This window comes from Agrobacterium sp. rho-8.1 (genome assembly GCF_033957725.1).
Taxonomy (GTDB): Bacteria; Pseudomonadota; Alphaproteobacteria; order Rhizobiales; family Rhizobiaceae; genus Agrobacterium.
In genome coordinates, this window is record NZ_CP192788.1 from 1,740,449 (window position 1) to 1,765,869 (window position 25,421).

General features: G+C 57.5%; 25 protein-coding genes and 3 tRNA genes. 12 read left to right on the plus strand and 16 right to left on the minus strand.

Annotated features, from left to right (window positions below):
• Positions 1 to 389 precede the first annotated feature (389 nt).
• Positions 390 to 2,495 carry an ATP-dependent DNA helicase RecG gene (gene recG / locus RMR21_RS08740; protein WP_498667557.1) on the plus strand — a complete coding sequence of 702 codons (2,106 nt, stop codon included), beginning with the start codon at positions 390 to 392 and terminating at the stop codon, positions 2,493 to 2,495.
• Between the two features lie 5 nt (positions 2,496 to 2,500).
• On the plus strand, positions 2,501 to 2,758 hold the full coding sequence (locus RMR21_RS08745) for a hypothetical protein (RefSeq protein WP_498667559.1): 258 nt from the start codon (positions 2,501 to 2,503) through the stop codon (positions 2,756 to 2,758).
• Between the two features lie 3 nt (positions 2,759 to 2,761).
• Here RMR21_RS08745 and RMR21_RS08750 read toward each other — a convergent pair whose 3' ends face one another.
• The 8 genes from RMR21_RS08750 to pcsA form a co-directional block, all read right to left on the minus strand.
• A complete protein-coding gene (locus tag RMR21_RS08750; RefSeq protein ID WP_498667560.1) occupies positions 2,762 to 3,430 on the minus strand; it encodes a DUF502 domain-containing protein in 669 nt (222 codons plus the stop codon).
• A gap of 181 nt (positions 3,431 to 3,611) precedes the next feature.
• A complete protein-coding gene (gene glmS / locus RMR21_RS08755; RefSeq protein WP_498667561.1) occupies positions 3,612 to 5,438 on the minus strand; it encodes a glutamine--fructose-6-phosphate transaminase (isomerizing) in 1,827 nt (608 codons plus the stop codon).
• Between the two features lie 91 nt (positions 5,439 to 5,529).
• Positions 5,530 to 6,897: a bifunctional UDP-N-acetylglucosamine diphosphorylase/glucosamine-1-phosphate N-acetyltransferase GlmU gene (gene glmU, locus RMR21_RS08760; protein ID WP_498667562.1), complete on the minus strand. Its 1,368-nt coding sequence runs from the start codon at positions 6,895 to 6,897 to the stop codon at positions 5,530 to 5,532.
• 302 nt (positions 6,898 to 7,199) lie between these two features.
• Entirely contained in the window at positions 7,200 to 8,273 is a 1,074-nt protein-coding gene (locus RMR21_RS08765) for a BMP family ABC transporter substrate-binding protein (RefSeq protein WP_498667564.1), read from the minus strand.
• A 36-nt stretch (positions 8,274 to 8,309) separates the two neighbouring features.
• Positions 8,310 to 9,230 carry an ABC transporter permease gene (locus RMR21_RS08770; RefSeq protein ID WP_498667566.1) on the minus strand — a complete coding sequence of 307 codons (921 nt, stop codon included), beginning with the start codon at positions 9,228 to 9,230 and terminating at the stop codon, positions 8,310 to 8,312.
• Complete coding sequence (locus RMR21_RS08775) at positions 9,230 to 10,318, minus strand: ABC transporter permease (protein ID WP_498667567.1); 1,089 nt, start codon at positions 10,316 to 10,318, stop codon at positions 9,230 to 9,232. Before RMR21_RS08775 ends, RMR21_RS08770 begins: the two co-directional genes overlap by 1 nt.
• A complete protein-coding gene (locus tag RMR21_RS08780) occupies positions 10,308 to 11,879 on the minus strand; it encodes an ABC transporter ATP-binding protein (RefSeq protein WP_498667570.1) in 1,572 nt (523 codons plus the stop codon). The genes RMR21_RS08775 and RMR21_RS08780 overlap by 11 nt, the downstream gene beginning before the upstream one ends.
• 168 nt (positions 11,880 to 12,047) lie before the next feature.
• Positions 12,048 to 12,773 (minus strand): phosphatidylcholine synthase, encoded by a 726-nt coding sequence (gene pcsA / locus RMR21_RS08785; protein ID WP_498670118.1) that lies wholly within the window; start codon positions 12,771 to 12,773, stop codon positions 12,048 to 12,050.
• Between the two features lie 212 nt (positions 12,774 to 12,985).
• Between pcsA and RMR21_RS08790 the strand changes: the two genes are divergently transcribed.
• The gene (locus tag RMR21_RS08790; RefSeq protein ID WP_498667572.1) at positions 12,986 to 14,200 is read left to right on the plus strand and encodes a UbiH/UbiF family hydroxylase; all 1,215 of its coding nucleotides are present in this window, start codon (positions 12,986 to 12,988) and stop codon (positions 14,198 to 14,200) included.
• On the opposite strand, the gene RMR21_RS08795 is transcribed toward RMR21_RS08790, so the two are convergent.
• Both RMR21_RS08795 and RMR21_RS08800 read right to left on the minus strand, forming a co-directional pair.
• Positions 14,178 to 15,122, minus strand: a complete 945-nt coding sequence (locus RMR21_RS08795) for an AEC family transporter (RefSeq protein ID WP_498667574.1) — start codon at positions 15,120 to 15,122, stop codon at positions 14,178 to 14,180. The genes RMR21_RS08790 and RMR21_RS08795 overlap by 23 nt on opposite strands.
• Positions 15,123 to 15,156: 34 nt before the next feature.
• Positions 15,157 to 15,903 carry a cytochrome c biogenesis CcdA family protein gene (locus tag RMR21_RS08800; protein ID WP_498667575.1) on the minus strand — a complete coding sequence of 249 codons (747 nt, stop codon included), beginning with the start codon at positions 15,901 to 15,903 and terminating at the stop codon, positions 15,157 to 15,159.
• A gap of 237 nt (positions 15,904 to 16,140) precedes the next feature.
• Here RMR21_RS08800 and RMR21_RS08805 point away from each other — a divergent pair.
• Positions 16,141 to 16,216 (plus strand) — tRNA-Lys (locus tag RMR21_RS08805).
• Positions 16,217 to 16,515: 299 nt separating this feature from the next.
• Here RMR21_RS08805 and RMR21_RS08810 read toward each other — a convergent pair.
• Together RMR21_RS08810 and RMR21_RS08815 are read right to left on the minus strand one after the other, a co-directional pair.
• Positions 16,516 to 17,715 (minus strand): YcbK family protein, encoded by a 1,200-nt coding sequence (locus RMR21_RS08810; RefSeq protein WP_498667576.1) that lies wholly within the window; start codon positions 17,713 to 17,715, stop codon positions 16,516 to 16,518.
• 150 nt (positions 17,716 to 17,865) lie between these two features.
• Positions 17,866 to 18,306, minus strand: a complete 441-nt coding sequence (locus tag RMR21_RS08815; protein ID WP_498667577.1) for a VOC family protein — start codon at positions 18,304 to 18,306, stop codon at positions 17,866 to 17,868.
• Between the two features lie 188 nt (positions 18,307 to 18,494).
• Here RMR21_RS08815 and RMR21_RS08820 point away from each other — a divergent pair, with 188 nt between their 5' ends.
• Positions 18,495 to 19,073 (plus strand): cold-shock protein, encoded by a 579-nt coding sequence (locus tag RMR21_RS08820; RefSeq protein WP_174153316.1) that lies wholly within the window; start codon positions 18,495 to 18,497, stop codon positions 19,071 to 19,073.
• Positions 19,073 to 19,558 carry a DUF192 domain-containing protein gene (locus RMR21_RS08825; protein WP_498667579.1) on the plus strand — a complete coding sequence of 162 codons (486 nt, stop codon included), beginning with the start codon at positions 19,073 to 19,075 and terminating at the stop codon, positions 19,556 to 19,558. Before RMR21_RS08820 ends, RMR21_RS08825 begins: the two co-directional genes overlap by 1 nt.
• A gap of 40 nt (positions 19,559 to 19,598) precedes the next feature.
• On the opposite strand, the gene RMR21_RS08830 is transcribed toward RMR21_RS08825, so the two are convergent.
• Positions 19,599 to 19,901, minus strand: coding sequence for a BON domain-containing protein (locus tag RMR21_RS08830; protein ID WP_498667581.1), 303 nt, complete (start codon positions 19,899 to 19,901; stop codon positions 19,599 to 19,601).
• 135 nt (positions 19,902 to 20,036) lie between these two features.
• Here RMR21_RS08830 and RMR21_RS08835 point away from each other — a divergent pair, with 135 nt between their 5' ends.
• Entirely contained in the window at positions 20,037 to 20,306 is a 270-nt protein-coding gene (locus tag RMR21_RS08835) for a DUF982 domain-containing protein (protein ID WP_498667582.1), read from the plus strand.
• 62 nt (positions 20,307 to 20,368) lie between these two features.
• Here RMR21_RS08835 and RMR21_RS08840 read toward each other — a convergent pair.
• Positions 20,369 to 20,445, minus strand: a tRNA-Arg gene (locus RMR21_RS08840).
• A 9-nt stretch (positions 20,446 to 20,454) separates the two neighbouring features.
• A complete protein-coding gene (locus tag RMR21_RS08845) occupies positions 20,455 to 20,760 on the minus strand; it encodes an ETC complex I subunit (RefSeq protein WP_498667583.1) in 306 nt (101 codons plus the stop codon).
• A gap of 243 nt (positions 20,761 to 21,003) precedes the next feature.
• On the opposite strand from RMR21_RS08845, the gene RMR21_RS08850 reads away from it, so the two are divergent.
• Complete coding sequence (locus RMR21_RS08850; protein WP_498667584.1) at positions 21,004 to 21,150, plus strand: hypothetical protein; 147 nt, start codon at positions 21,004 to 21,006, stop codon at positions 21,148 to 21,150.
• 105 nt (positions 21,151 to 21,255) lie between these two features.
• On the opposite strand, the gene RMR21_RS08855 is transcribed toward RMR21_RS08850, so the two are convergent.
• Positions 21,256 to 21,332: transfer RNA gene (locus tag RMR21_RS08855), tRNA-Pro, on the minus strand.
• A 270-nt stretch (positions 21,333 to 21,602) separates the two neighbouring features.
• Between RMR21_RS08855 and RMR21_RS08860 the strand changes: the two genes are divergently transcribed.
• The 4 genes from RMR21_RS08860 to greA all read left to right on the plus strand — a co-directional run bounded on the left by RMR21_RS08860 (position 21,603) and on the right by greA (position 25,368).
• Positions 21,603 to 22,889 carry an efflux RND transporter periplasmic adaptor subunit gene (locus tag RMR21_RS08860; RefSeq protein WP_498667587.1) on the plus strand — a complete coding sequence of 429 codons (1,287 nt, stop codon included), beginning with the start codon at positions 21,603 to 21,605 and terminating at the stop codon, positions 22,887 to 22,889.
• A 14-nt stretch (positions 22,890 to 22,903) separates the two neighbouring features.
• Positions 22,904 to 23,623, plus strand: coding sequence for an ABC transporter ATP-binding protein (locus RMR21_RS08865; RefSeq protein ID WP_498667588.1), 720 nt, complete (start codon positions 22,904 to 22,906; stop codon positions 23,621 to 23,623).
• The gene (locus RMR21_RS08870; RefSeq protein ID WP_498667590.1) at positions 23,613 to 24,821 is read left to right on the plus strand and encodes an ABC transporter permease; all 1,209 of its coding nucleotides are present in this window, start codon (positions 23,613 to 23,615) and stop codon (positions 24,819 to 24,821) included. Before RMR21_RS08865 ends, RMR21_RS08870 begins: the two co-directional genes overlap by 11 nt.
• A 64-nt stretch (positions 24,822 to 24,885) precedes the next feature.
• On the plus strand, positions 24,886 to 25,368 hold the full coding sequence (gene greA, locus RMR21_RS08875) for a transcription elongation factor GreA (protein ID WP_498667591.1): 483 nt from the start codon (positions 24,886 to 24,888) through the stop codon (positions 25,366 to 25,368).
• Positions 25,369 to 25,421: the final 53 nt, after the last annotated feature.

Sequence of the window (25,421 nt, forward strand, 5' to 3'; positions counted from 1 at the left end):
TCCCTGTGGGACGACTTACGCTTCGACAGCCCACCTGCCGGTCCGTTCCCCCACCACCCTCATTCCTGTGCTCGTTACAGGAATCCAGCGACCTGACGTCTGTCAGGTCAAAGAGTCTTTTCAGCCCAAAGACTTGGGCTGACTGGATCCCTGTGACAAGCACAGGGATGAGGGAGAGGAAAGGATAGCCGAAAACAGCGGGCCTCGTAATCGCGGAGCGTCCTTCGATCAAATTCATCTGTTGCCTTTCCTATAGAACAGGACAGGAACGATTGGGAACCGGTTTTTATCGAAATATTGCCGCATCGACCAAAAACTGCCGGTGATAAACCGAGTTTATCGCAAGACCACTCTTGCATTGCGCACTGCCTTCCACGATTTTGCTCGCCATGCGCCCCACCCTCCTCGATCCGCTGTTTGCCACCGTCGCCACGCTGACCGGCGTCGGGCCGAAGCTTGCCGATTTGCTGGCGAAGCTTTTGGGCCGGGACAGCGTCGAAGAAAGCCGCGTTGTCGATCTTCTGTTTCACGCGCCCTACAACATCATCGACCGGCGCAACCGCCCCGGCATCGCGCATGCGCCACAGGGTGCCATTGTCACCATTCAGGGACGCGTGGACCGCCACCAGCCAGCACCACCCGGCAACCGCTCCGCGCCATACCGCGTCTTTCTGCATGACGAGACCGGCGAGCTGGCACTGACGTTTTTCCGCGCCAAGGGTGATTGGCTGTCCAAGGCACTGCCCGTGGACGAAGAGGTGATGGTCAGCGGCAAGATCGACTGGTTCAACGGTCGGGCCTCCATGGTTCACCCGGATTTCATAGTGAAGGTCTCGGAGGCCGAAAACCTGCCGCTGGTCGAGCCGGTCTACCCGTTGACGGCGGGGCTTTCGCCCAAGGTCTTGAGACGTGCCATCGATGGTGCGCTGGCCAAAATGCCGGTCTTTCCCGAATGGATCGATGAAGCGCTCGCCAAGCGTGAGAGCTTTGCAAATGTCGCCGATGCTTTCCGCGATCTGCACGATCCGCGTGACGTTGCCGATATCGACCCGCAGGCCCCTGCTCGCCGACGCCTCGCCTATGACGAGTTTCTGGCAGGTCAGCTGTCACTGGCGCTGGTGCGACAGAGACTGCGCAAGGTCACCGGCCAACCGATCCGTGCGAAGGGCGATTTTGCCGCCAAAATTCTGGCGAACCTACCGTTTTCGATGACGGCGAGCCAAAGCGCTGCCGTGAAGGACATTCTGACCGATATGGCAGGCGAAGACCGCATGCTGCGCTTGCTGCAAGGCGATGTCGGCGCGGGCAAGACGCTGGTGGCGTTGATGGCCATGGCCACCGCCGTCGAGGCTGGCGGTCAGGCCGTGCTGATGGCACCCACCGAAATTCTGGCCCGCCAGCATTTCGCGACGATTTCGAAATTCGCCACAGCCGCTGGCATTTCCTGCGCGGTTCTGACGGGGCGCACCAAGGGCAAGGAACGTCGAGACATTGAGGAGCGCATTGCCTCCGGTGAGGCTCAGATCGTGATCGGCACCCATGCGCTGTTTCAGGATAGCGTCAGCTACAAGAACCTCGTGCTGGCGGTGGTGGATGAGCAGCATCGCTTCGGCGTGCACCAACGCTTGCGCCTAACCGCCAAGGGCATCTCGCCGCATATGCTGGTGATGACGGCAACGCCCATTCCCCGCACTCTGGTTCTGGCCGCATTCGGGGACATGGATGTTTCCAAGCTGACGGAAAAACCGGCGGGCCGCAAACCGATTACGACCGTGACTATTCCGACCGAGCGGATCGGCGATATCGTCGCACGGCTGAAAACTGCGCTGTCCGAAGGCAAGAAAGCCTATTGGATCTGCCCATTGGTGGAAGAATCGGAAGAATCCGACCTGATGTCGGCAGAGGAACGTCACGCCGTTCTGTCGAAGTCACTGGGTGCAAACATCGGCCTTATCCATGGCCGAATGAGCGGGCCGGAGAAGGACGCTGCGATGCTGGCTTTCAAGTCCGGCGAAACACGGCTGCTGGTGGCGACGACCGTGGTTGAGGTCGGTGTGGACGTGCCGGATGCGACGATCATGGTCATCGAACATGCCGAGAATTTCGGTCTTGCCCAGCTTCACCAGTTGCGGGGACGCGTGGGACGTGGGGACGAGGCATCCACCTGCATTCTGCTTTACAAGGGTCCACTCAGCGAAACCGGCAAGGCACGGCTTTCCATTCTGCGCGACAGCGAAGACGGTTTCCTGATCGCCGAAGAGGATTTGAAGCTGCGCGGCGAAGGCGAGCTGTTAGGCACCCGCCAGTCCGGCACGCCGGGCTTCCGCATTGCCAGCTTAGAGGCCCATGCCGACCTCCTGGAAATCGCCCGCAAGGACGCCGCCTATATCATCGAGCGCGACCCGGAACTATCAAGCGAGCGAGGCCGCAATCTGCGCACCCTGCTCTATCTCCATCGCCGTGACGAAGCGATCCGTTTCCTCCATGCAGGCTAACGACAATGAATGACATGCCCCTACCGCCCGCAGCCTTCAGCAAGGGCTACGCTCTTTGCTCGCCTGACAACCAGTTGCTGCCGGAAACCTTTGCCCAAAGCGAAAAGAAGGCGATCGGCAAGACCTTCAAGAAACCGGGGCGCAAGAAAGCATGGGCTGAGGCGCAAGAAAAAGGCTGGAGCGTGCGTTTTGTCTATATGCGCGTCTTCGTGCCGGTGTTTCACTCATCATCGACCGCTGACGAGGTGTTTGACGACGATTGATCGTCAAACCGGTGCGATTGCCTTCGGCAACTCGAAATCCGGGGCGACGAGGCCGCCGGAGATCAGCAACTTCGCTCCGTCTTCCGGCGACATCTCGAGCATGATGATCTTGTCCTTCGGCACGAACAGCAGAAAGCCCGCTGTCGGAACCGGTGTCGGCGGCAAGAAAACCGCGACCATTTCCTGGCCGATTTCATTTAATCGATAGGCCACTTCGCCCTTGGCGTCCGACGACACGAAAACCATGGCCCATGTGCCGGGCGATGGGAATTCGATAAGGCCCACCTTCTTGAACGAGCTGGAATGTTCTTTCAAAACCGATTCGAAGAGCTGCTTGATGCTTTTGTAGATCGGCCGGACGAACGGCATATGGTTGAGAATGGACTCGCCGAAGCCGACGATCCATTTGCCGATGAGATTGTTGCCGAGAAAGCCGATCAGCGTGATGCCGATGACCGCGACCAGAAGGCCGAAGCCGGGAATGGCGACGTCGAAATACTGCTCGGGATCGTAACGCGCCGGAATATAGGGTTTGACCCAACTGTCCACCCACTGCAGGAAAGTCCAGACCACCCACATGGTGATGGTCACCGGTGCCAGAATGAGAACTCCGGTGAGGAAGCTGTTGCGCAAGCGGGTTGCGAAGGAAATTTTGACGGGGATTTCTGTCATGAATCCGCATAAATTCGAGAAACTTCAGGAGATGAAGACTTTCTTGAAACGGACAGTGGCGAAACGTGTTCCGCCTTTCAAGTGAATTATCGTGGCGATGTGCACTGCGAAAGATAATTCCGTTCGCAAGTGCGTTATCGCCACGCGTTCTCCGTTCACATGAACTGGTGTGAGGATGGGCCTACTCCACCGTCACCGACTTTGCCAGGTTGCGCGGCTGGTCCACATCCGTGCCCATGAAGACGGCGGTGTGGTAGGCCAGAAGCTGGATCGGCAGCGAGAAAACCATCGGGGCGATCAGTTCGTCCACGTTGGGCAGAACGATCGTTGCCATGGTTTCGAGCTTGGAGGCCGCAGCACCCTTTTCGTCGGTGATGAAGATGATTTTGCCGCCGCGGGCTGCGACTTCCTGCATGTTGGACACGGTCTTGTCGAAGAAACGGTCATGCGGGGCGATGACGATAACAGGCATGTTCTCGTCGATCAGTGCGATAGGCCCATGCTTCAACTCACCTGCGGCATAACCCTCAGCGTGGATATAGGAGATTTCCTTGAGCTTCAGCGCGCCTTCCAGCGCCAGCGGATAGCTGGTACCACGACCAAGGTAGAGCACATCCTTAAAACGCGAGAGATCGCGTGACAGCGTTTCGATCTGCGGCTGGATGGCGTTCAGGACTTCGCTCATGACACGCGGCATTTCGATCAGGTGACGAACAAGGTCCGTTTCCTGGTCCACCGTCAATGTGCCACGCGCCTTGCCAGCGGCAATGGCGAGTGAGGCCAGAACGGCCAACTGGCAGGTGAAGGCCTTGGTGGAGGCGACGCCGATTTCAGGACCGGCCAGAATCGGAAACACCGCATCCGATTCCCGCGCCATGGTCGATTCGCGCACGTTAACGACGGTGCCGATCTTGAGGCCGTTTTCCTGGCAATAGCGCAGCGATGCCAGCGTATCCGCCGTTTCGCCGGATTGCGAAATGAAGAGCGCGGCCTGCGTTGGTGAAAGCGGCATTTCGCGGTAGCGGAATTCCGAGGCGACATCGATTTCCACAGGCAGACGCGCATAGCGCTCGAACCAGTATTTGCCGATGAGGCCGGAAAGATAGGCCGTGCCACAAGCGGAAATGGCAAGGCCCGTAAGCTTTGAAAAATCGATGGCCGGATCGGCTGGCTTCACACGCTTTTCAGCGAAATCCACGTAATGGCTGAGCGCATGGGAAATGACTTCGGGCTGCTCGTAGATTTCTTTTTCCATGAAATGGCGGTGGTTGCCCTTGTCGACCACGTAAGCCGTGGCCTGCGAAATCTGGCGCGCACGCTTGACAGGATTGCCGGAGAAATCGATGATTTCAACGCCATTTGCGGTCAGGATCGCACAATCGCCATCCACCAGATAGGTGATTTCATTGGTGAAGGGCGAGAGCGCGATGGCGTCCGAGCCCAGGAACATTTCACCTCGACCATAACCGATGGCGAGAGGTGGGCCGGACCGGGCAGACAACAGCGTTGAAGGATCGTCCTGAAACATGACGCCGAGCGCATAAGCGCCGGTCACCCGGTTCAGCGTGGCCAGCATGGCGGCGCGGTGGTCCAGCCCCTCGCGGGTGAATTTGGCGAGCAGCTGCGCCACGACTTCCGTATCCGTCTGCGTGGTAAAGGTCGCACCTTCCGCCGTCAGTTCATCGCGCAATTCGGAAAAGTTTTCGATGATGCCGTTGTGAACGACGGCGACGCCATCCACGAAATGCGGGTGGGCGTTGGTTTCATTCGGCACACCGTGGGTTGCCCAGCGGGTGTGGGCAATGCCGGTCGAGCCGGGAAGCGGCTCTTCGGACAGCTTCTTTTCCAGATTGAAAAGCTTGCCTTCCGCGCGGCGGCGAGCCAGTGCGCCATCATGAATCGTTGCAACGCCAGCGGAGTCGTAACCCCGGTATTCCAGACGCTTCAGCGCATCTACCAGGCGCTCCGCAACCGGTTGCGTTCCAACGATTCCAACGATGCCGCACATATACGTCTCCAAAACATTTTAACTGGCGGAAGTCCTAGCGATTTCCGCAAAATCCGCAATTGCGGTTGCAGTCACTTTCAGTGTCTATCCGTTACGATATCGAGGACTTCTTTTTTGCGTCCTTGATGGCTCGTGCACGGGCACGAAGATCGTTGGCGCGGCCTTCCTTGATCTCCTGTCGCGCACGGCCAAAGGCGAGTGCGTTCTCAGGCACATTTTCCGTGATGACACTGCCCGACGCCACATAGGCATCGTCGCCAATGCTGACGGGTGCCACCAGCGACGAATTGGATCCGACAAAGGCATTTTTGCCGATCCGCGTTTCGTGCTTGTTGATGCCATCGTAGTTGCAGGTGATCGTCCCTGCCCCGATGTTGCTGCCAGCACCCACGAAGGCATCGCCGATATAAGTCAGATGGTTGACCTTGGCACCCTCGCCGATTTCGGCTTTCTTGACCTCACAGAAATTGCCGACCTTGGAATTGGCGGCAAGGTTGGCACCGGGACGCAACCGCGCATAGGGACCGACCGTCGCACCACCACTGACATGCGCGCCTTCCAGATGCGAGAAGGCGTGGATGATGGCACCCGATTCGATGGTCACACCAGGCCCAATCACCACGTTCGGCTCGATCAGCGCATCCTGACCGATCTTCGTATCCCAGGATAAAAACACCGTTTCAGGCGCGATCATCGAGACACCATCGATCATGAACTGGTGGCGCGCACGTTCCTGCCAGAGCTTTTCGATGTAAGCCAGTTCGGCGCGATTGTTGCAGCCGATCAATTCAGTTTCGGGCGCATCGATGGCAACGGATTTACCGCCCAGAGACCGGGCGATTTCGACGATATCCGTCAAATAATATTCGCCCTTGGCGTTGTCGTTGCCGATGCGCGTGAGAAGATCGAGCGCGCGGCGACCGTTGATCGCCATCAGGCCGCTATTGCACCACGTGACCTTGCGCTCTTCATCCGTCGCATCCTTCTCTTCCCTGATAGCAACGAGTTCGCCGTTTTCCACCAGCAGACGACCATAGCCGGTCGGCCTATCGGTATGAAAACCGATGACCACGACATCGACATTCTCGCTCAGAGCCTGCCGCGCCTTGTTGAGCGTCTCGGATGTCAGCAGCGGTACGTCACCATAGGCGATCAGGATATCGTCATAGCCGCTTTCGATAGCTTCCCGCGCAGCAAGCACGGCATTGCCCGTGCCCAGACGCTCTTTCTGCAGATAAGGCTCTACGTTGACGCCAGCACCCCGCGCCGCATCCGCCACTCTGTCCGCATCACGCCCCACGACGAGTGCGGCAGAGCCAACACCGGCACCGGCCACTGCCTGCATCACATGCGCAATCATTGCCCGGCCAGCAACGGGATGGAGCACTTTAGACATGGACGATTTCATGCGTGTGCTTTCACCAGCGGCGAGAATGACGGCAAGGCAGCTGCGTTCCATTGAAATCTCCGAATCTGCAATCATTGGCCGCCGATCAACGGGCGGGCTGTGTTCCCGCTATAAACGCTCAAGAATAAAGAAACCATGGAAATTGCGTGAACGTTGGAAACCTGCCGTGAGCGGAAATAAAAAAACCGCGCCTGTTCCCGGCGCGGCTTGGTTACTGAAACTTCCCAGTCGTCATGCTCGGTCCCCGGATCAAGTCCGAGGATGTCCCGGGCATCTGCTACGTCGCATCCGCAGAAGCGTGATTAGATCCTCGGGACAAGCCCGAGGATGACGAGGGAGAACAAGCGAACTGCTTATTGCGGCAGCTTGTCGTCTACGCCTGCGACGTAGAAGTTCAGGCCGAGAAGAACCTTGTCTTCAGCCTTTTCGCCAGCCTTCAGCCACTCGGAACCGTCCTGCTTCTTGATCGGGCCGGTGAAGGGGTGCAACTCGCCGGACTTGATCTTGGCTTCGGTCTCCTCTGCCATTTTCTTCACGTCGTCTGGCACGTTGGTATACGGCGCCATGGTCAGGATGCCGTCTTTGAGACCGTCCCAGACCGATTCGGACTTCCATGTCCCATCGAGAAGAGCCTGCGTGCGCTTGATGTAGTAGGCGCCCCAGGTATCGACAATCGCCGTCATCTGCGTTTCAGGACCGGCCTTGATCATGTCGGATGCCTGACCGAAGGCCTTGATGCCGCGCTCGGCAGCAACCTGCATCGGCGCCGTCGTGTCGGTGTGCTGTGTCAGGATATCGACGCCCTGATCGATCAGCGCCTTGGCGGCATCGGCTTCCTTGCCCGGGTCGAACCAGGTGTTGGCCCAGACGACCTTGACCTTGAACTCAGGATTGACCGACTGAGCGCCCAGAACGAAGGCGTCGATGCCCATCACGACTTCAGGGATCGGGAAGGATGCGATGTAGCCTGCGACACCCTTCTTCGACATCTTGGCGGCGATCTGGCCCTGAATGTAACGACCTTCATAGAAACGCGAATTATAGGTACCGAGATTTTCAGCCGACTTGAAGCCGGTTGCGTGTTCAAACTTCACCTTCGGGAATTTCTGCGCGACCTTTACGGTTGCATCCATGAAGCCGAAGGATGTCGTATAGATCAGTTCGCAGCCGGAACGGGCCATACGCTCGATGGCGCGCTCGGCATCTGGTCCCTCGGGAACGCTTTCAAGGAACGGGGTTTCGATCTTGTCACCGAAATGCTTCTGCAATTCCTGACGGCCGATGTCGTGCGCCTGCGTCCAGCCGCCATCGGTCTTGGTACCGACATAAACGAAGCAGACCTTCTTGGCTTCTGCGGCTTGGGCTGCTGGAACCGCGCCGACGATTGCGGCGGCGGATGCCGCCAGTGCGATGATGAGTTTCTTCATGTTTACCCCTGCTTGGTTAGGCTTGAACCTGTTTTTTTAGCGATCCGGTACGAACGGTTTTCCGAGCGAAGCCGGTGTGTTGATCAGCGTTGTGCGACGATTATGGGAGATGATGATGAGGACCACAATAGTCGCTATGTAAGGCATTGCTGAAAGGAGTTGGGACGGCACACCGATGCCGAGCGCCTGCGCGTGCAGCTGACCGATGGTGACAGCCCCGAAAAGATATCCACCCGCCAGAACCCGCCATGGCCGCCAGGAGGCAAACACCACCAGCGCCAGCGCAATCCAGCCACGCCCGGCGGACATGTTCTCCACCCATTGCGGGGTATAGACCAGCGACAGTTGCGCACCGGCCAAGCCCGCGCAGGCACCGCCGAACATGACGGCGAGGTAGCGCGTGCGGATGACGTTGATGCCGAGCGCATGGGCGGAGCCGTGATTGTCGCCGATGGCGCGGATTTTCAGGCCTGTGCGGCTTTTGAACAGAAACCAGCCGATGCCGATAACGAGCGCGATCGACATGTAGAAAATCAGATCTTGCCGGAACAGCGCAGGGCCAATGACCGGAATGTCCGAGAGAACCGGAAAGACGATGGGCGGCAGCTTCACGCCCGGAAGGCCGACAAAGGTTTCACCCAGCATTCCGGAAACGCCGAGGCCCAGGAGCGTCAGCGCAAGCCCTGTCGCCACCTGGTTCGTGACCAGCGTCAGTGTCAGGAAACCGAACAACAGCGAGAAGACGGCACCGGATGCGATGCCCGCGACGATACCAATATAGGGCGAACCGGTCAGATGGGCAGCAGCAAACGCGCAGACCGCACCCATGATCATCATGCCCTCGACACCGAGGTTGAGAACACCCGCACGTTCCGTCACCAACTCGCCGAGAGCGGCAATGACCAGAGGGGTTGCAGCGGTAATGACGGTCAGGAGGATCGCCTGAAACATATCCATCACGCGGCTCCTTCAGTGCTGCTACCGCGCCCGAAACGGACACGTATCTTGTAGATGATCAACGTATCGCACGAGAGTACGAAGAAGAGCATCAACCCTTGGAACACACGCGTGACCTTGTCGGAAACCCCGATGGACAGCTGCGCCGCCTCGCCGCCAAGATAGGTCAGCGCCAGCACGAAACCGGAGGCGATGATACCGAGCGGATTGAGGCGCCCCAAAAACGCGACGATGATGGCGGTAAACCCGTAACCGGGCGAAATGGATGGCTGCAAATGCCCGATCGAGCCGGAGACTTCCGAAATGCCGGCAAGTCCCGCCAGCGCGCCAGACACAACCAGCGAAAACCACACCATGCCGCGCGAGGAAAAGCCGGCAAAGCGCCCTGCCCGTGGCGACTGGCCAAGTACCGTCACCTGAAAGCCCCGCAGCATGAAACGCATCATGAACCACAGCGCGATGGCCGCGATAATGGCAAAGACGATGCCCCAATGGGCGCGGCCCGATTCCAGAATTTCCGGCAGCACGGCGCTTTCGTTGAAGGCTGTTGTCTGCGGGAAATTATAGCCCGCCGGATCACGCCAGATGCCCCGCGTGAGCCAGTCGAGAAGCAGCTGGGCGACATAGACGAGCATCAGGCTGGTCAGGATTTCATTGGTGTTGAAACGTGTCTTCAAGAGCGCCGGAATGCCCGCATAAAGCGCGCCGCCAGCAGCACCCATGACCAGCATCAGCGGCAGGATCATTGGCGACTGCCATTGCGGATAAAGCACCGGCAAAATAGAGCCGGTGATAGCGCCGATGGTGAACTGCCCTTCGGCACCGATATTCCAGTTGTTCGAGCGATAGCAGATAGACAGACCGACCGCGATCAGGATCAGCGGCGCGGCCTTGATCGCAAGCTCATGCAGCGACCAGACTTCCAGCAGCGGATCGATAAAGAAGCTGTAGAGCGCGCTGAACGGGTTCTTGCCCAACAGCGCAAACATGATGGCACCGAAGACCAAAGTCAGGGCAAGCGCCAGCAGAGGCGACAACATGGCGAACAGGTTGGAGACGCCTGTGCGTTTTTCGAGTTCAATCCGCATGGGCAACAGCCTCCGCATGTCCTGCGTGAACACCACCCATCAAAAGTCCGATCTTTTCGCGGTTCATTTCACCAGCCGGATAGGATTGCGACAGACGCCCACCGGAGATAACGGCAATACTGGAGGCCACTTCAAAGATTTCGTCCAAATCCTGGCTGATGACGATAACGGCCGAACCGGTCTTGGCCAGATCGACAAGTGCCTGACGAATGCGGCTTGCGGCCCCGGCATCCACGCCCCAGGTCGGCTGGTTGACGACAAGAACCGAAGGCTGGCGATCCAGCTCACGCCCGACGATAAATTTTTGCAGGTTACCGCCCGATAGAGAGCCGGCCAGCGGATCATCGCCGCTCTTGCGTACATCCATGGAGGCCGAAATGCGCTTGGCCGCACTTTTGATGGTGGAACTGCGGATGACCTTCAGAAATCCGCCACTGAGGAACGCTATTCTGTCGGAACGGCAGCGGGCCAGAAGCAGATTGTCCGACAGCGTCATGGTCGGCACAGCCGCATGGCCGTGGCGTTCTTCGGGCACAAAACCGGCCCCCAGCAGTCGGCGACCATTGATACCCATGCGCCCTACAGGTTTACCGCGCAGGAAAATCGCTTCGTTGTGTGCGACCGGATATTCACCCGAGAGAGCATCGAACAATTCACCCTGCCCGTTTCCGGCAACACCGGCGATGGCGAGAACCTCGCCGGAGCGGACTTTCATCGTGATATCTTTGAGGGAGACGGCAAACGGCGTGCGGGCTGAGACTGAGAGGCCAGCAATCTCGACAGCGACGTCACCGATGACGCCATCATCAGCGCGCTGAATGCTCGCCACATCGGCACCAACCATCATCCGCGCCAACGACGACGGCGTTTCCTTGCGCGGATCGCAGGCACCCGTCACTTTGCCGTGGCGCAGCACGGTCGCACGGTCGCAGATGCGCTGCACCTCTTCCAAGCGGTGGCTGATATAAAGAACAGAACGCCCTTCGGCCTTCAGCTTCGCCAGCGTTTCAAAGAGACGATCGGCCTCCTGTGGCGTCAAAACGGAGGTCGGTTCGTCCAGAATGATCAGTTGCGGATTTTGCAGCAGCGCGCGGACAATTTCGATTCGCTGACGCTCTCCCACTGAAAGATCGGCGACATGGGCATAGGGATCGAGCGGCAGGCCATAGGCCTTGGATAGCGCTTCCGCCTCGCGGGCGATTTCTTTGAGAGAAATTTTAGGGTCGAGCGACAGCGCGATGTTTTCGGCAACCGTCAGCGCTTCGAAGAGCGAGAAATGCTGAAAGACCATGCCAATGCCGAGCTGGCGCGCCTCGCCCGGAGACCCGATGCGAACCGGCTGCCCCTTCCAGACGATCTCGCCAGCAGAGGGCTCCAGCACGCCGAACAGCATCTTCACCAGCGTGGATTTGCCCGCACCATTCTCACCCAGAAGCGCGTGAATTTCACCGGGCACAATATCGATATCGATAGAATCGCATGCGGCGAACGTTCCAAACAGCTTGGTCAGCTGGCGAACGGACAATAGAGGCAAGACCCCAGACGTCACCGATCCCGTCACCTGTTCCCCTTTTCCAACCCACCGTCGCACTTTCTTCGAAGTGTTGGACGACTGGACTGATAATCATGCACTAAAATTGGGCAGTGCCCTTAATTGGTACTAGATACCGGTTTTGATGCTGGGCACAACTCTAAAAAGCGTCCAGACAAAGGTTTTGAACGACTGAAGTTAACGGCCGCCGAGAGACGGGAAAAGCTGCATGAAGCCTCCGATGCAATAAAGGTAAATGCCCGTGATGACGACGCCTGCAACAACCCAATCCGGCGAGGAGAAGTGCAGAAGAAGCGCATATCCGCTGAGCACGCACCACACCAGAAATATGGTCATATTGAGCGGCCTCAGTCGCTTGACCCTGACAGGATGCAGGAAGTTGATCGGCAGGAATGTCAGGAAGACGGATATCGTAACGACAATCATCGCCGTGGTTGCGCTTGCGTCGATGACGAACAGCGTGAAGACCACCATGTTCCACACGACCGGGAAGCCAGAAAAGAAATACTCGTCGGTCTTCATGCCCATATCGGCGTAGTAGATCGCGCTGGACACGACGATCATGCCTGCGGCTGCGAACGACCACGGCTCGCCGATCATGCCGCTCTGGTAGAGCGCAAAAGCCGGTAGGAGCACGTAGGTGACATAATCGATGATGTTGTCGAGCGTATCGCCCGACCAGTTTGGCAACACCTCCTTCACCCGCACTTTGCGGGCAATCGGTCCATCGATACCATCGACGGCAAGCGCCAGACCAAGCCACCAGAACATATCGACAAAGCGATGTTCAGCGGCAGCAACGACACCAAGGAAGGCCAAAAAAGATCCAGAAGCGGTCAGGATATGGACCGAAAAAGCCCGCATTTCGGCATAAGGCACGCGCTTATAGTTGAATATCTTCATAATCAGCGCAGGCGCCTCGCTTTTCATCCGCTACGTCTCTTCCCGTATGCGACCATTCACCACTGTTTGCAACCATTCCCCATGGCTTATCCTCGGACTAATATTGATTTTGCATCAGGATCATGGCCCCTGAGACACATCTGTCTTCTGGATTTGATGGAGCCAAACGACTATGTTTGTGAAGTGGTTCTTTGCGTGAATGGGAATGAACGATGAAAAACGTCGAGATCGCTATCGTGGGTGCGGGCCTTGCCGGCCAGATTGCCGCCATTGCCCTTGCGCGCTCGGGCCGCAGCATCGCGTTGATCGCGCCGAAAACCGACAAATTGGACAAGCGCACGACGGCGCTGATGGATCAGTCCATCCGCTTTCTGGATCGTCTGGGCCTGTGGTCCCAAATTGAGCCTTCGGCAGCCAAGCTCTCCACGATGCAGATCATCGATGGCACCGACCGGCTTCTGCGGGCTCCGACGGTTGCCTTCCGCTCATCAGAGATCGGCCTTTCCGCCTTTGGCTGGAACATGCCGAATGAAGCGCTACTGGCAGCGCTCGGCGCGGCGGTGTCCGAGGAAAACAACATCACCCTCATCGATGGCGTGGCGGAGACGATTGAGATCGGCGAGCACGGTGTAACCATCACCCCTGATCATGGCGAGCAAATCGCGGCAAGTTTCCTGATTGGTGCCGATGGACGCAAGTCCAGAGTGCGGGAGGTTGCGGGCATCGGTGTCCGTTCATGGTCGTACCCACAGACAGCAATGGTTCTGAATTTCGCGCATAGCCGCCCACATGGAAATGTTTCGACCGAGTTTCACACACCGGCAGGGCCTTTCACCCAGGTCCCGCTTACCGGCAGCCGCTCCAGCCTTGTCTGGGTGGTGAAGCCGGAAGAGGCAGAGACACTGTCAGCCCTTTCGCTGGAAGACTTGAGCCTGCGCGTTGAAAAGCGCATGCAATCCATGCTGGGCTCCGTGACCGTCGAGGACAATGTGCAGACGTGGCCGCTGTCCAGCATGACGGCAAACCGCTTCGGCAAGGGGCGGGTGGCGCTGGTCGGGGAAGCAGGCCACGGCTTCCCTCCCATCGGGGCGCAGGGCCTGAATTTGAGCCTGCGTGACATTATCGTTCTGACGGAGCTTCTGGGCACGCTCACGGGTGGCCCCATTCCTTCGGATGCCGGTGCGAAATTCGACCGCCGCCGCCGTGCCGACGTCGTCAGCCGCACCCTGAGTGTGGATCTTCTCAACCGCTCGCTTCTTTCCGGGTTCCTGCCGATGCAGGTAACGCGCGCCGCAGGCCTTCATGTCTTGTCGAGCGTTGCTCCCTTGCGCAGTCTCGTCATGCGCGAAGGCATCGAGCCGGGGCGTGGCCTGAAAGCACTACCTTCGCTTCTGGTCGGCAGCCTTAGAGGCTCATGGCGCGAATGACATAAAGCACCAGCGAGACACTAAAAACCGAAAGCACTGTCGAAATCAAAATGGTCGCGGAGGCTCGTTCCTGCCAGACCTGATACTGTTGGCCAATGACGAAGACATTGGTTGCAGTTGGCAGCGCAGCAAGCAGCACCGCCGTCGATATCCACACCGGATCGAACGAACCGAATGACGACAGAATGATGTAGGCCAGCAGCGGGTGGAGAATGAGCTTGGCTGGCACGATATAGCTGATCTCGACCGGCACGCGCTTTAAAGGCCGCAACGCCAGCGTGACGCCCATGGAAAACAGCGCGCAGGGCGCGGCCGACTGCGCCAGATAATCCACCAGTTGCTGAACCGGCTGCGGCAGTGTCCAAGCGATAATGGCGGCCAGAAAACCCGCAATCACCGACAAAATGAAGGGATGCGTCAGCACCTTCTTCGTCACATCGCCCGCCAGTTTCATCGGTGAACGCGTGTCGCCACCGGCCAATGCCATCAGTGCGGGCGCGGTAATGAAGTGCATGGCGTTTTCCAGACAGACGATTAATGCCACCGGCACCGCCGCGCGGTCCCCGAAGGCGAGCAGCGCAAGTCCCGGCCCCATATAGCCGATATTGCCGTAGCTTCCCGCGAAGCTCTGAATGGTGGAATCAGCCAGGCTGTTGCGACGGACGACATAGCCGATCACAAACAGCAGAGCGAAAATGCTGTAGGTTCCCAGAAGACTGAGGCCCACGAAATCCATACGCGCCAGTTGATCGACAGGGGTCTTGGCAACCAGCTTGAAGAACAGCGCAGGCAGGGCGGCGTAAATGATGAAAGTGTTCAGCCACCCCAGAGCTTCGGCGGGCTGTTTTGTGATCCGCCCGGCCAGATAGCCGATGAAAATCAACCCGAAAAACGGAAATAGCAATCCGGCGATGTCGGCCATGGCTCCCCTCGCCGTCTATAATGCCCGAGAGGATTTAGCCGATCTGCATCAGGATTGGAAAGCTTTCCTGAAACCAGATCGCCACATTGGTGATGAAACCTGACATGAATGCTATACCGGTCAGGATGAGAAGCACACCCATGGCTTTTTCGACGACACCGAGATGCCGGCGAAAGCGCACAAGAAACCGCATGAAGTTTCCGGAAAAGGCAGCGGCAATCCAGAACGGAATGGCAAGGCCCGCAGAATACACGGCAAGCAGCATGGCCCCGTCACCAACCGTATCCCTAGCTGCAGCAACACCAAGGATCGCTCCCAAGACCGGCCCGATGCAAGGCGTCCAGCCGAAAGCAAAAGCAAGGCCCATGATATAGGCGCCAGAAAGCGTTGCAGGCTTGCCGCCACTCTGAAACCGCGCCTCACGAGAAAACAGGCCAATGCGAAAAACGCCGAGAAAATTCAGTCCCATCAAAATGATGATGAAGCCGCCGATCTTGGCCAGAATATCGAGGTTTTGCCGTAGCACCATGCCGATACTCGACGCGCCCGCCCCCAGCGCCACGAACACCGTGGCGAATCCCAGTGTAAAAAACAGCGCCGCCAGCATGACCGCCTTTCGCATCTGCGGCTTTGCTTCGTAACGCTCATCGCGAAACTGCTCTACCGAGATGCCCGCCATATAACAGAGGTAAGGCGGCACAAGCGGCAGCACGCAGGGCGACAAGAATGAAAGTGCGCCGGCCAAAAGCGCTGTAAAAAGAGATATATCGGCGATGGACAAGGAGAAGCTCCACTACATTTCCACGTGCTTGTAACCCCGCCAACCCCTTACGACCAATCACCTTTTTGCGCCCGTGACAAAAAAACGCGGCAAGGCGACATATTCCGGTTTTTATGGGTTGACCGCAGACCTGCCCCTCCCTATGTTCCGCCCACTTCCGAGAGGCGCTTCGCCGCCAAACGGGACAAGCGCAATTCTGCCGACGAGGCATTGAAATGCGCGTGACGAGAATGGTGAGAGAGGCTAGCTCAGCTGGTAGAGCAGCGCACTTTTAATGCGCGGGTCGTGGGTTCGAGTCCCACGCCTCTCACCACTTTTCAACGATAATCCGATATATTCGTTTCTATACTCAAGACATACGAAACACATCCGTGTCGAAATGCCGTTTATGAGCACATAGACTCAAATTTCGCCATATGGTGATGACATCGAGAACAACAGGCGCGATGGCACAAGGTGACCTCTGCGACGCCGTGAAATCACAACGACATGCCTGCTTGTTGTTCGTCGCGAACACCCGGACACAACTAAGCGAGCCGTCACTTCGTGCCGTGACGCTGAATGTCCATGCCGATCATCAGGCAGAAAAAAACTTTGAGATTCTAATCGAGATCAGAGGCTTTTGGAGGTACGGCGGCAACGCCAGTTCCAGTCACGCGGCTCCCCCAAATCCATATGAACGGATTCGGTATGGCAATAGGTGCCCACGCCACCGCGATCCGGAATGGAGCGAAGGTAATTGGCCAGTTCCCACTTGGAAACGCCGGTGACCTGAATGTCCGCCGCATCGCACGTATAGTGCTTTGACCCCTGGGTGGTTGCTTTCGGCGGACGGTAACCGGACGTGACCATGGCACGACGCCCGTAATGGGTTTCAACTTCCTTGATGCGCCGGATCATCTCAGGTTTGAAGCAGCCGACATTGACCTGTTCCGTCTGCAGCAGCAGCCCATTGGGGGCCACGCGGCTGAGACCGGAGAGCGACGCAAGCTTCATAAGGCCAGCAGGCTTGTCATCGTCCTCGGCGTGGCTGTCATCGAATGCGTCACTCATCGTCGAGCGACCAGCCAACGCGATACCGGCTTGGGCCGGCGCTGGCAAGGCAGCGATCTGGGTCAAGCCCTGGGTGGCGCCTGCCCCACGCTTCTTGGCGGCGCTGGCAAAAAACGCTGCAATCGGCACACCTGACGGATCGGCGGGAAGCTTGCCGCTTACAGGTTCGGTTTGTGCAGCCATCTTCTGTGCGGCATTGGGCATCGGAGTGACTGCAGAGTTTTCTTGCGGCACGGGAGCCGGACCAGCCTGCGGCGGCGGCGCGCCCGCAGGTGTCGAATAGACGCTGTTGAAAGCCGGCACGACTTTGGGTGACGCAGAGTAAGCTGGAATGTTTCCTGTGGAAGGGCCTGAGGCGGCGGGTACGACGGGTGAAGCGGAGCTCGCATAGATGCTCAGCGAACTCGCAGAAATGCCGGTTGGCTGTGTCGCAAGGCCGGACATCTGTGGCGCCTGCCCATAAACCTGCGGCGTTCCCGGCGTCTGCGCAGCGGCTGCGACAGTGGGTGACGCCTGGCCGCCGTTGCCGGAAACCATGGCCGGATCCACATAACCGGGAACCGCGTGTTGATTTGCAGCGAGATGAGCCTGTTCAGCATTGGGTGCAGCAGGGAGTGCGGCGGCAACAGCTGGTGCCGTCGCCACCGAAGCATCCTTGTCTTCAGAGACGGCCGAAACGCAGCCGGTGAGCGCCAAAAGAAAAGCGGCAGCCAGGCAGCGTTGAACCCTATATGCCGAACTGCCGTTTACGATTTTCAAGGCCAGGCCTCCGCAGATGCGTTTCAAACAGACCGACGCTGTCGCGCCGCGTTCCCTTAAAGCGATGAGCACGTCTTAGGTTTAGGGACGAAATGCTCATCTGGCAACGCTCATGCGAGGATATGACAATCCACAGGTCGTGGAATCACCTTACCAAGAGCCGGTATTCTCCATGGATATCCACGGCTCGGCTGGTGCAAGGCTTGCGCCTTTTTGCAATATTTCGATGGAGATACCATCGGGAGAACGCACGAACGCCATATGACCGTCCCGCGGCGGGCGGTTGATCGTGACGCCACCGGCCTGAAGCTTGGCGCAAATCTCGTAGATATCATCCACCTCATAGGCCAGATGGCCGAAATTGCGCCCGCCGGCATAATCCTCGGCATCCCAATTATAGGTGAGCTCCAGGCATGGCGCCTTGTTGTCGCGTGCGGCGGCAACATCGTCTTTTGCAGCAAGAAACACTAGCGTGAAGCGGCCTTTATCATTCTCGATCCGGCGAACCTCGACAAGTTCGAAAAGATGACAGTAAAATTCCAGGGATTTTTCGAGGTCTTTTACACGAACCATCGTGTGCAGATATCGCATGTACTTCTCCTTTGATTTCTAAACTTGCCGTAACGGCAGGTAAGTCAGCCTTGAGCAAGCCCAAAGACATAAAAGCAGGTGGATAAATCAAAAACTAGGGCTTGCGCGAAACCGTTACCAAGATGTTAATCTACCGTTAGGGAATCAGTTGACCGGTAGTGGTGTATGCGTAGAGGGGCTGGGGCGAAATGGCTGAAAGAATGTCATCGAAAAATATAGCGGAATTCGAAGACTTTTCGAGTGATGCGGTAGACCTCATCGAGATCACCGGCGTCGTGAAGTGGTTTGATGTCGCCAAGGGGTTTGGCTTCATCGTGCCGGACAATGGCATGCAGGATGTTCTTGTACACGTTTCCTGCTTGCGGCGCGACGGTTACCAGACAATTCTGGAGGGCACGCGCATCGTGGCACTCATCCAGCGCCGGGATCGCGGTTACCAGACATTCCGTATTCTCTCCATGGATCAGTCCACGGCAATTCACCCGTCTCAAATGCCGCCTGTGCGGACCCACGTTCAGGTCACCCCATCCAGCGGGCTGGAGCGTGCGATCGTCAAATGGTTCAATCGTACCAAGGGTTTCGGCTTCCTGAGCCGTGGCGAGGGCACCGAAGACATCTTCATTCACATGGAAACGCTGCGCCGCTTCGGCCTTGCTGAGCTTCGTCCCGGTCAAGTGGTTCTCGTGCGCTTCGGCGATGGCGACAAGGGTTTGATGGCGGCTGAAATTCATCCAGACAATCCTGCACCGATAGGCATGGCACACTGATGATTGCGAAATTGCTGTCGAAGTCCATCGTGAGCGCTCTCGCAGCGCTCACGTTTTGCGTTGTGTCTACGCTGCCGTTGGCGGCGGAGGAAACCTTTCCGTCCGAGCAACTGACGATCCAGACGGCAGATGGGAAGACGCACCCGTTCACCGCAGAGCTCGCCACGACGGACGGACAGCGCCAACAGGGCCTGATGTATCGCAAGACCATGGCACCGACGAACGGCATGCTGTTCGATTTCGGGAAAGACCGGGACGTCACGATGTGGATGCGCAATACGCTCATTCCACTCGACATGCTGTTCATCTCGAAAGAGGGCAAGATCCAGCATATCCATCCGAACGCGGTTCCGCATTCGGAATCGATCATCAGCTCAAACGGCGCGGTGCGCTACGTTCTGGAGCTGAATGGCGGCGTAGCTAAAAACATGGGTATCAAGCGCGGCGATATCGTTCGCAGCAAACAGATTGGCAATGCTGACTAGCAGCCAAGGACCGGGCGCGGACCGCCCGGCAATGCTCACATCAGTAGCAAGGCTCGATGTGGCTCAGGATACGGCAATTCGAAATGGATGACGCAAGGTTGATGGCGATATCGATTGCCTCAACGGAGTCCGCTGTGCCTTCCAGATAAATGACGTCGTTGTCGACAGTCGCCAGAATGCTGGATTTCTCGAGACCAGACTCGAATGCGAGTGCAGACGTGATCGCTTGGCCAACGCCAGCCATACGGTCACCAAAGAAGCTTTCCTGAATTCCAGACATATTGAACATGATCGGATCTCCTACATCGTGAGCGGTAAACGCCTGATTCGTATTTTCGTTCATCTTCAGTTCATTTAGCTGTTCATATTCCATTCATCTGCCGAAAAGGGAACCCCTGGATCGTTCACATTTTACGTGAGCGGGAACTAATTCGTGAATCTGGGGTTTCCGACCCGGACGACGGGAAGGAGGATCCCAATGCTCATCCATAGAACAGAACCATGCCATCATGCCCGCTGGGTCAAACCGGTGGCGATCCATCTGCCACTCTGCGCTGCTCTTGAAATCTACAGTCCACTGATCGCGCTCGATATACTCATGTATCGCTGGCCCAACGATCACGGTGCCGAATATGAAAAGGCGCGCCGTAGCTGCCTGGAAGCCATCGAAGGCAAATGCGACATCGAAAAAGCGCGCGAGTCGTTTCTGCTGGCCAGCAACCACGCGCACGTGTTGAACGTGCACTGAAAAAGCTGACTTACGACGAAAATCAAAAACGCCCCCGGATGATCTCCGAGGGCGTGACAACGTGGCGACCCCTGCAGGACTCGAACCTGCGACCTACTGCTTAGAAGGCAGTTGCTCTATCCAGTTGAGCTAAGGGGCCTAAATCGATTCAGTGCGTCCAGGGCTGTGTACGGCTGTATTTGAAGTTATCCGTGTAGGAAACAACCTTGCGGGTCGCTTCCTGTGGCTGGATCACTCTGTACTCGATGCCCTTGCGCTGAGCGTAGGCTTCAGCTTGCTCTTGCGTTTCGAAGAAAAGCTTCACCTGCTGGTTCATATCAGACGAAGACGTGTAACCCATGATCGGATCGATCTTGCGCGGAACCTCGGCGTCGAATTCCAGCACCCAAAGATTGGTCTTCGCCTTGCCGGATTGCATAGCAGTCTTTGCTGGGCGATAAATTTTTGCAGACATCTCAAACTGCTCCGGTCTTGCGATCAAGCGGCCTTCCGCTTTTTCCGGCCACCACGCATCATAGATGGATAACAACGCGATAGCAAAACTCAATTGGACCGAACGCCCCGCGAAGTCAAGCCGCTCGCCGCACGCATATTACGGAAACCATAAACGCCATCAGCGGGAAAAACGGCGTCCATCGTCTTGCACCTTGCAAGCGAAGCATATTTTATCGCCACGTCATTCAAAGGGACCGAGAGCATGAACGAAAACGTCATCAAATTCCGCAAACCGGAACCGCCGAAACAGCCGCGCAAGCCAAATCCGCAGCTGCGCAAACTCGCCATCGTCTTCGGCGTCATCGCCTTCTTCGTTACGGCTTGGGCATACTTCCAATATCTGGGTTGATAAGAAACGCAAAAGCGCCGAAGCGGAACCGCCTGGCGCTTATATCATCAACCAAAATCTCAAGAAATTTTTGGAAGTCATTGTAAATTATGACTTCTCAGAAAGTGGTCGGAGTGGAGAGATTCGAACTCCCGACCCTCTGGTCCCAAACCAGATGCGCTACCAGACTGCGCTACACTCCGTCTTTCGATGGTGGGGAGATACACGGTTCACCCATGGCCTGCAACAGATAAAATCATCTTTCTTTCTTTTTTTCCACGGGGCCGCATTCGCAATGGAATGGCATGAACCCGTACCCCCGGGGACAAGATTACGAAGTTTTCACTTCACCCCGCGCAAAACCTATGCGAAGCCGGACCGGACAGACGGATACAGCGCCGAAAACCTCAATGGCTTGCACAAACGATGTTTTGCAAAAATAAGCCACGGCGTTGTCTTGATAGGTAGACAGAATGAACTCCGGAAATGACCTCAAGCAGCCATCAGAGCAACCAGATCTGCGTGATATTCTGGTTTCGGCCAAAACCGGTAAAAAGAAGTCCCGCCGATTTCTCTACACGACGGTGGTAATCTTGGTCTTGGTGGGCTCGGGTGCCTATTATTACGTCGCTGGTAAATCCGGTGTTACCTACACCTACACGACACAGGATGCCAAGAAGGGCGACCTCGCCGTTATCGTCACCTCGACAGGATCAGTGCAGCCAACCGATCAGGTTGATATATCGAGCGAGCTTTCCGGCACCATCCGCAAGGTCAACGTTACCTATAACAGCCCGGTCAAAGCAGGCGACGTGTTGGCAGAGCTGGATACCAATAAGCTGGAGGCCGATGTTCAGAGCGCCCGGGCCAAGCTTGCATCCGCCAAAGCCAGCGTCCTCAAGGCTAAAGCCGATCTGGGTTCCGCCAAATCATCGATGGATCGATTGAGGTCGCTGGTTCAAAGCAAGGTCTCCAGCCAGCAGGATCTGGAGGTGGCGCAGTTCACCTATGATGCGGCCGCCGCAACGCTCGAAGTCAACAGTGCGTCCGTCCTGTCATCCGAAGCCGATCTGCGACTTGCGGAACTCAACCTCGGCAAGGCCAGGATCATCTCGCCCATCAATGGCGTGGTTCTGACGCGTGATGTCGATCCCGGTGCAACGGTTGCGTCTTCCCTGAATGCACCAGTCCTGTTCACCATCGCTGGTGATTTACGGCATATGGAGTTGCAGGTCGCCATCGACGAGGCTGATGTCGGCAAGGTGGACACCGGGCAGACGGCAACGTTCAACGTTGACGCCTATCCCGAAAAAAGCTTTCCAGCGATCATTGAAACGGTCCGCTTCGCTTCCGAAACCGTATCGAACGTCGTGACCTACAAGGGTATCCTGACAGTGGACAACGCCGAACTGCTGTTGCGGCCCGGGATGACGGCCACGGCCAATATCGTCGTGGAAGAGGTCAAAGACGCTATCCTCGTTCCCAATGCTGCCCTTCGCTATACGCCTCCGCGCGAATCAGCATCGCGCGGTGGCGGGTTGATGGGACTGTTCCGCCCGCCCCGCATGGGGCGCCAGCGCGGCGGCAATGGCGGTGAACAAGAAACGACGAAACGCAGCATCTGGGTATTGCGCGACAATGCCCCCGTCGCCGTGCCGGTCGAAACAGGTGCGACCGATGGCCAGTTTACCGCGATCAAATCCGGCGAGATCAAGCCCGACGATCAGATCATCACTGACGCCACCCAACGCAGCAGTTGAGGCGGGAAACGCGCATGACAGGTCAGCCACTCATCGAATTTCGCACCGTCGTTAAACAATATGGCGTCGGAGAAGCGACAATCCGAGCGCTTGATCGCGTTAGCCTGTCGATCCACGAAGGGGAGTTCGTCGCCATCATGGGCCCCTCTGGCTCCGGTAAATCGACTTCTATGAACATCATCGGCTGCCTCGATACGCCAACGGCAGGCGAATATCTGTTCCAGGGTGTGGCGACGAGCGGTTTTGAGAGCGCACAACTGACGCTTCTGCGTCGGCATATGCTCGGCTTCGTGTTTCAGGGCTTCAACCTCCTGCCGCGCACCTCGGCCGTGGAGAATGTCGAGTTGCCCTTGATCTATAGAGGCATGAAAACAGCGGAGCGGCGACCACGTGCCATGGAAGCATTGGCGCAGGTGGGGTTAGCGGGACGTGAGCACCACACCACGCAGGAACTATCCGGCGGCCAGCAACAGCGCGTGGCCATTGCCCGCGCCATCGTGACCCGCCCTGCCCTTCTTCTGGCCGATGAGCCGACCGGTAACTTGGACACAAGGACCAGCACGGAAATCATGGAGTTGATCACATCGCTCAACCGCGACAAGGGCATCACCGTGGTCATGGTCACGCATGAAGAAGACATCGCAGCCTATGGAAACCGGCTGTTGCGGTTCAAAGATGGCCATCTCGAATCGGATAGCGCCACCGAGCAACAGGAGGCGACAGATGTTTCTTGAAACTGCGCGTCTCGCGCTGCGCGCCATCAGCCGCAACATCCTGCGCTCGTTTCTGACCGTACTCGGAGTCGTTATCGGCGTTGCCGCCGTGATCGCCATGGTGACGATCGGCAACGGCACGACGGCACAGGTGAAATCCGAGCTATCGCGCCTTGGGACCAACATGCTGTTCGTGCGACCCGGCCAGTTCGGCCCCGGCCGTGCCAGCACCGAGGCCAAACGTTTCAACGACCATGATGTTCAGGCCATGCGAGACCAGCTTGGCGGTATCAGAGCTGTCGCTCCCGTCAACAGAAGCTCGGCCGCGACCGTCATCTATGGTGGCAAGAACCATTCGACGAGCGTCGTCGGCACCACCAACGATTACCTCGTCACCCAGGACTGGACATTGGCGCAGGGCCGCTCATTCCTTCCGGCGGAAGATCGCGGCGGCCAGATTGGCTGCATCATCGGAGAAACCGTGCGTCAAGAATTGTTCGGCGCCGCCAATCCGGTCGGCCAGACCATTCGCGTCAGCAATATTTCCTGCCCTGTCATTGCCGTTCTGGCCCGCAAGGGACAATCCGGCCTGGGCGACGATCAGGACGACACCATCATCATGCCGCTGAAAATCCACCAGCGACGCATCGGTGGCACCACCACCATTTCCAGCATCATGGTATCGGCGCAGGACGGTGTTTCCACGGCCAAGGTCCAGTCCGACATCGAGAACCTGCTACGCGAACGTCGTCGCATTGCGCTCGGTCGCGATGACGATTTCACCGTCAACGACATGGCGCAGATCGCCTCTGCCATGACGGGCACGACAACGCTGCTGACCGGCCTTCTGGGTGCCGTTGCCGCCGTCAGCCTTCTCGTCGGCGGTATTGGTATCATGAACATCATGCTGGTGTCCGTCACTGAGCGCACGCGGGAAATCGGCATACGGCTGGCCATCGGGGCGCTCGAAAAGCAGGTCCTCACGCAGTTTCTGGTGGAAGCGGTGATGCTGTCTGCCTTCGGCGGCGTGGCAGGCATATTGTTCGGCCTTGGGCTTGCCTACACCGTCGTCAGTTTCCTTGGTGTTCCCTTCGTCACCAGCCCCGCCATCATTGCGCTCGCTTTTGCGTTTTCCGCGGCCATCGGCGTTATCTTCGGCTACTTCCCGGCACGAAGGGCGGCAAGTCTCAGCCCCATAGAAGCATTGCGGCACGAGTAGGCCGCTCATTGCCATTGCGCCATCACCTCTCCATATAAGGAAGATATGAAAGAGGAGTTTTGAAGTGAGCGTCGCGTTTGTCAAAGAAGAGAGTGCCGAAACCGCAGCAGAAACACAGCTTCCGGATCGCCCTGTTTCGTCGCACCCGAACCTTGTCACCGAGGCCGGGCTAAAAGCACTCGCGGCGCAGGTGGAAAAAGCCCGAAAAGCCATAGATGAGGCGAGCACCATCGATGACATCAATGAGCACAGACGCATGGCCGCACCGCATATGCGCGACCTTCGCTATTTTTCCGAGAGGCTTCATACGGCCCAGCCTATGCCAACGCCCGAAAACAATGATGTCGTCGCCTTCGGCAGCACTGTTACCTTCGAAAGGGATGACGGGCGCGTGCAGACATTCCGTATCGTCGGAGAAGACGAGGCGGACCCTAAGGCGGGGTCGATGTCCCATGTCTCACCTGTCGCCCGCGCCCTTTTGGGCAAGGGAGTGGGAGACCTCGTGCAAGTTGGCGATCAGGAGCTGGAAATCACTGTAATCGCCTGATTGGCGGGTTGCGGGGCTGGCCCACACACGGTATCTGAGCGGTCAAACATGCT

What these genes read in the sequence shown, in the direction of transcription:
- RMR21_RS08870 (WP_498667590.1), top strand. Translation starts at nt 23,613, where the DNA reads ATGTTTCTTGAAACTGCGCGTCTCGCGCTGCGCGCCATCAGCCGCAAC.
- RMR21_RS08745 (WP_498667559.1), top strand. Translation starts at nt 2,501, where the DNA reads ATGAATGACATGCCCCTACCGCCCGCAGCCTTCAGCAAGGGCTACGCT.
- RMR21_RS08775 (WP_498667567.1), bottom strand. Translation starts at nt 10,318, where the DNA reads ATGCGGATTGAACTCGAAAAACGCACAGGCGTCTCCAACCTGTTCGCC.
- RMR21_RS08765 (WP_498667564.1), bottom strand. Translation starts at nt 8,273, where the DNA reads ATGAAGAAACTCATCATCGCACTGGCGGCATCCGCCGCCGCAATCGTC.
- recG (WP_498667557.1), top strand. Translation starts at nt 390, where the DNA reads ATGCGCCCCACCCTCCTCGATCCGCTGTTTGCCACCGTCGCCACGCTG.
- glmU (WP_498667562.1), bottom strand. Translation starts at nt 6,897, where the DNA reads ATGGAACGCAGCTGCCTTGCCGTCATTCTCGCCGCTGGTGAAAGCACA.
- RMR21_RS08820 (WP_174153316.1), top strand. Translation starts at nt 18,495, where the DNA reads ATGGCTGAAAGAATGTCATCGAAAAATATAGCGGAATTCGAAGACTTT.
- pcsA (WP_498670118.1), bottom strand. Translation starts at nt 12,773, where the DNA reads ATGAAGATATTCAACTATAAGCGCGTGCCTTATGCCGAAATGCGGGCT.
- RMR21_RS08860 (WP_498667587.1), top strand. Translation starts at nt 21,603, where the DNA reads ATGAACTCCGGAAATGACCTCAAGCAGCCATCAGAGCAACCAGATCTG.
- RMR21_RS08770 (WP_498667566.1), bottom strand. Translation starts at nt 9,230, where the DNA reads ATGGATATGTTTCAGGCGATCCTCCTGACCGTCATTACCGCTGCAACC.
- RMR21_RS08795 (WP_498667574.1), bottom strand. Translation starts at nt 15,122, where the DNA reads ATGGCCGACATCGCCGGATTGCTATTTCCGTTTTTCGGGTTGATTTTC.
- RMR21_RS08825 (WP_498667579.1), top strand. Translation starts at nt 19,073, where the DNA reads ATGATTGCGAAATTGCTGTCGAAGTCCATCGTGAGCGCTCTCGCAGCG.
- RMR21_RS08750 (WP_498667560.1), bottom strand. Translation starts at nt 3,430, where the DNA reads ATGACAGAAATCCCCGTCAAAATTTCCTTCGCAACCCGCTTGCGCAAC.
- RMR21_RS08850 (WP_498667584.1), top strand. Translation starts at nt 21,004, where the DNA reads ATGAACGAAAACGTCATCAAATTCCGCAAACCGGAACCGCCGAAACAG.
- glmS (WP_498667561.1), bottom strand. Translation starts at nt 5,438, where the DNA reads ATGTGCGGCATCGTTGGAATCGTTGGAACGCAACCGGTTGCGGAGCGC.
- RMR21_RS08790 (WP_498667572.1), top strand. Translation starts at nt 12,986, where the DNA reads ATGAAAAACGTCGAGATCGCTATCGTGGGTGCGGGCCTTGCCGGCCAG.
- RMR21_RS08815 (WP_498667577.1), bottom strand. Translation starts at nt 18,306, where the DNA reads ATGCGATATCTGCACACGATGGTTCGTGTAAAAGACCTCGAAAAATCC.
- RMR21_RS08865 (WP_498667588.1), top strand. Translation starts at nt 22,904, where the DNA reads ATGACAGGTCAGCCACTCATCGAATTTCGCACCGTCGTTAAACAATAT.
- RMR21_RS08830 (WP_498667581.1), bottom strand. Translation starts at nt 19,901, where the DNA reads ATGAACGAAAATACGAATCAGGCGTTTACCGCTCACGATGTAGGAGAT.
- RMR21_RS08835 (WP_498667582.1), top strand. Translation starts at nt 20,037, where the DNA reads ATGCTCATCCATAGAACAGAACCATGCCATCATGCCCGCTGGGTCAAA.
- RMR21_RS08845 (WP_498667583.1), bottom strand. Translation starts at nt 20,760, where the DNA reads ATGTCTGCAAAAATTTATCGCCCAGCAAAGACTGCTATGCAATCCGGC.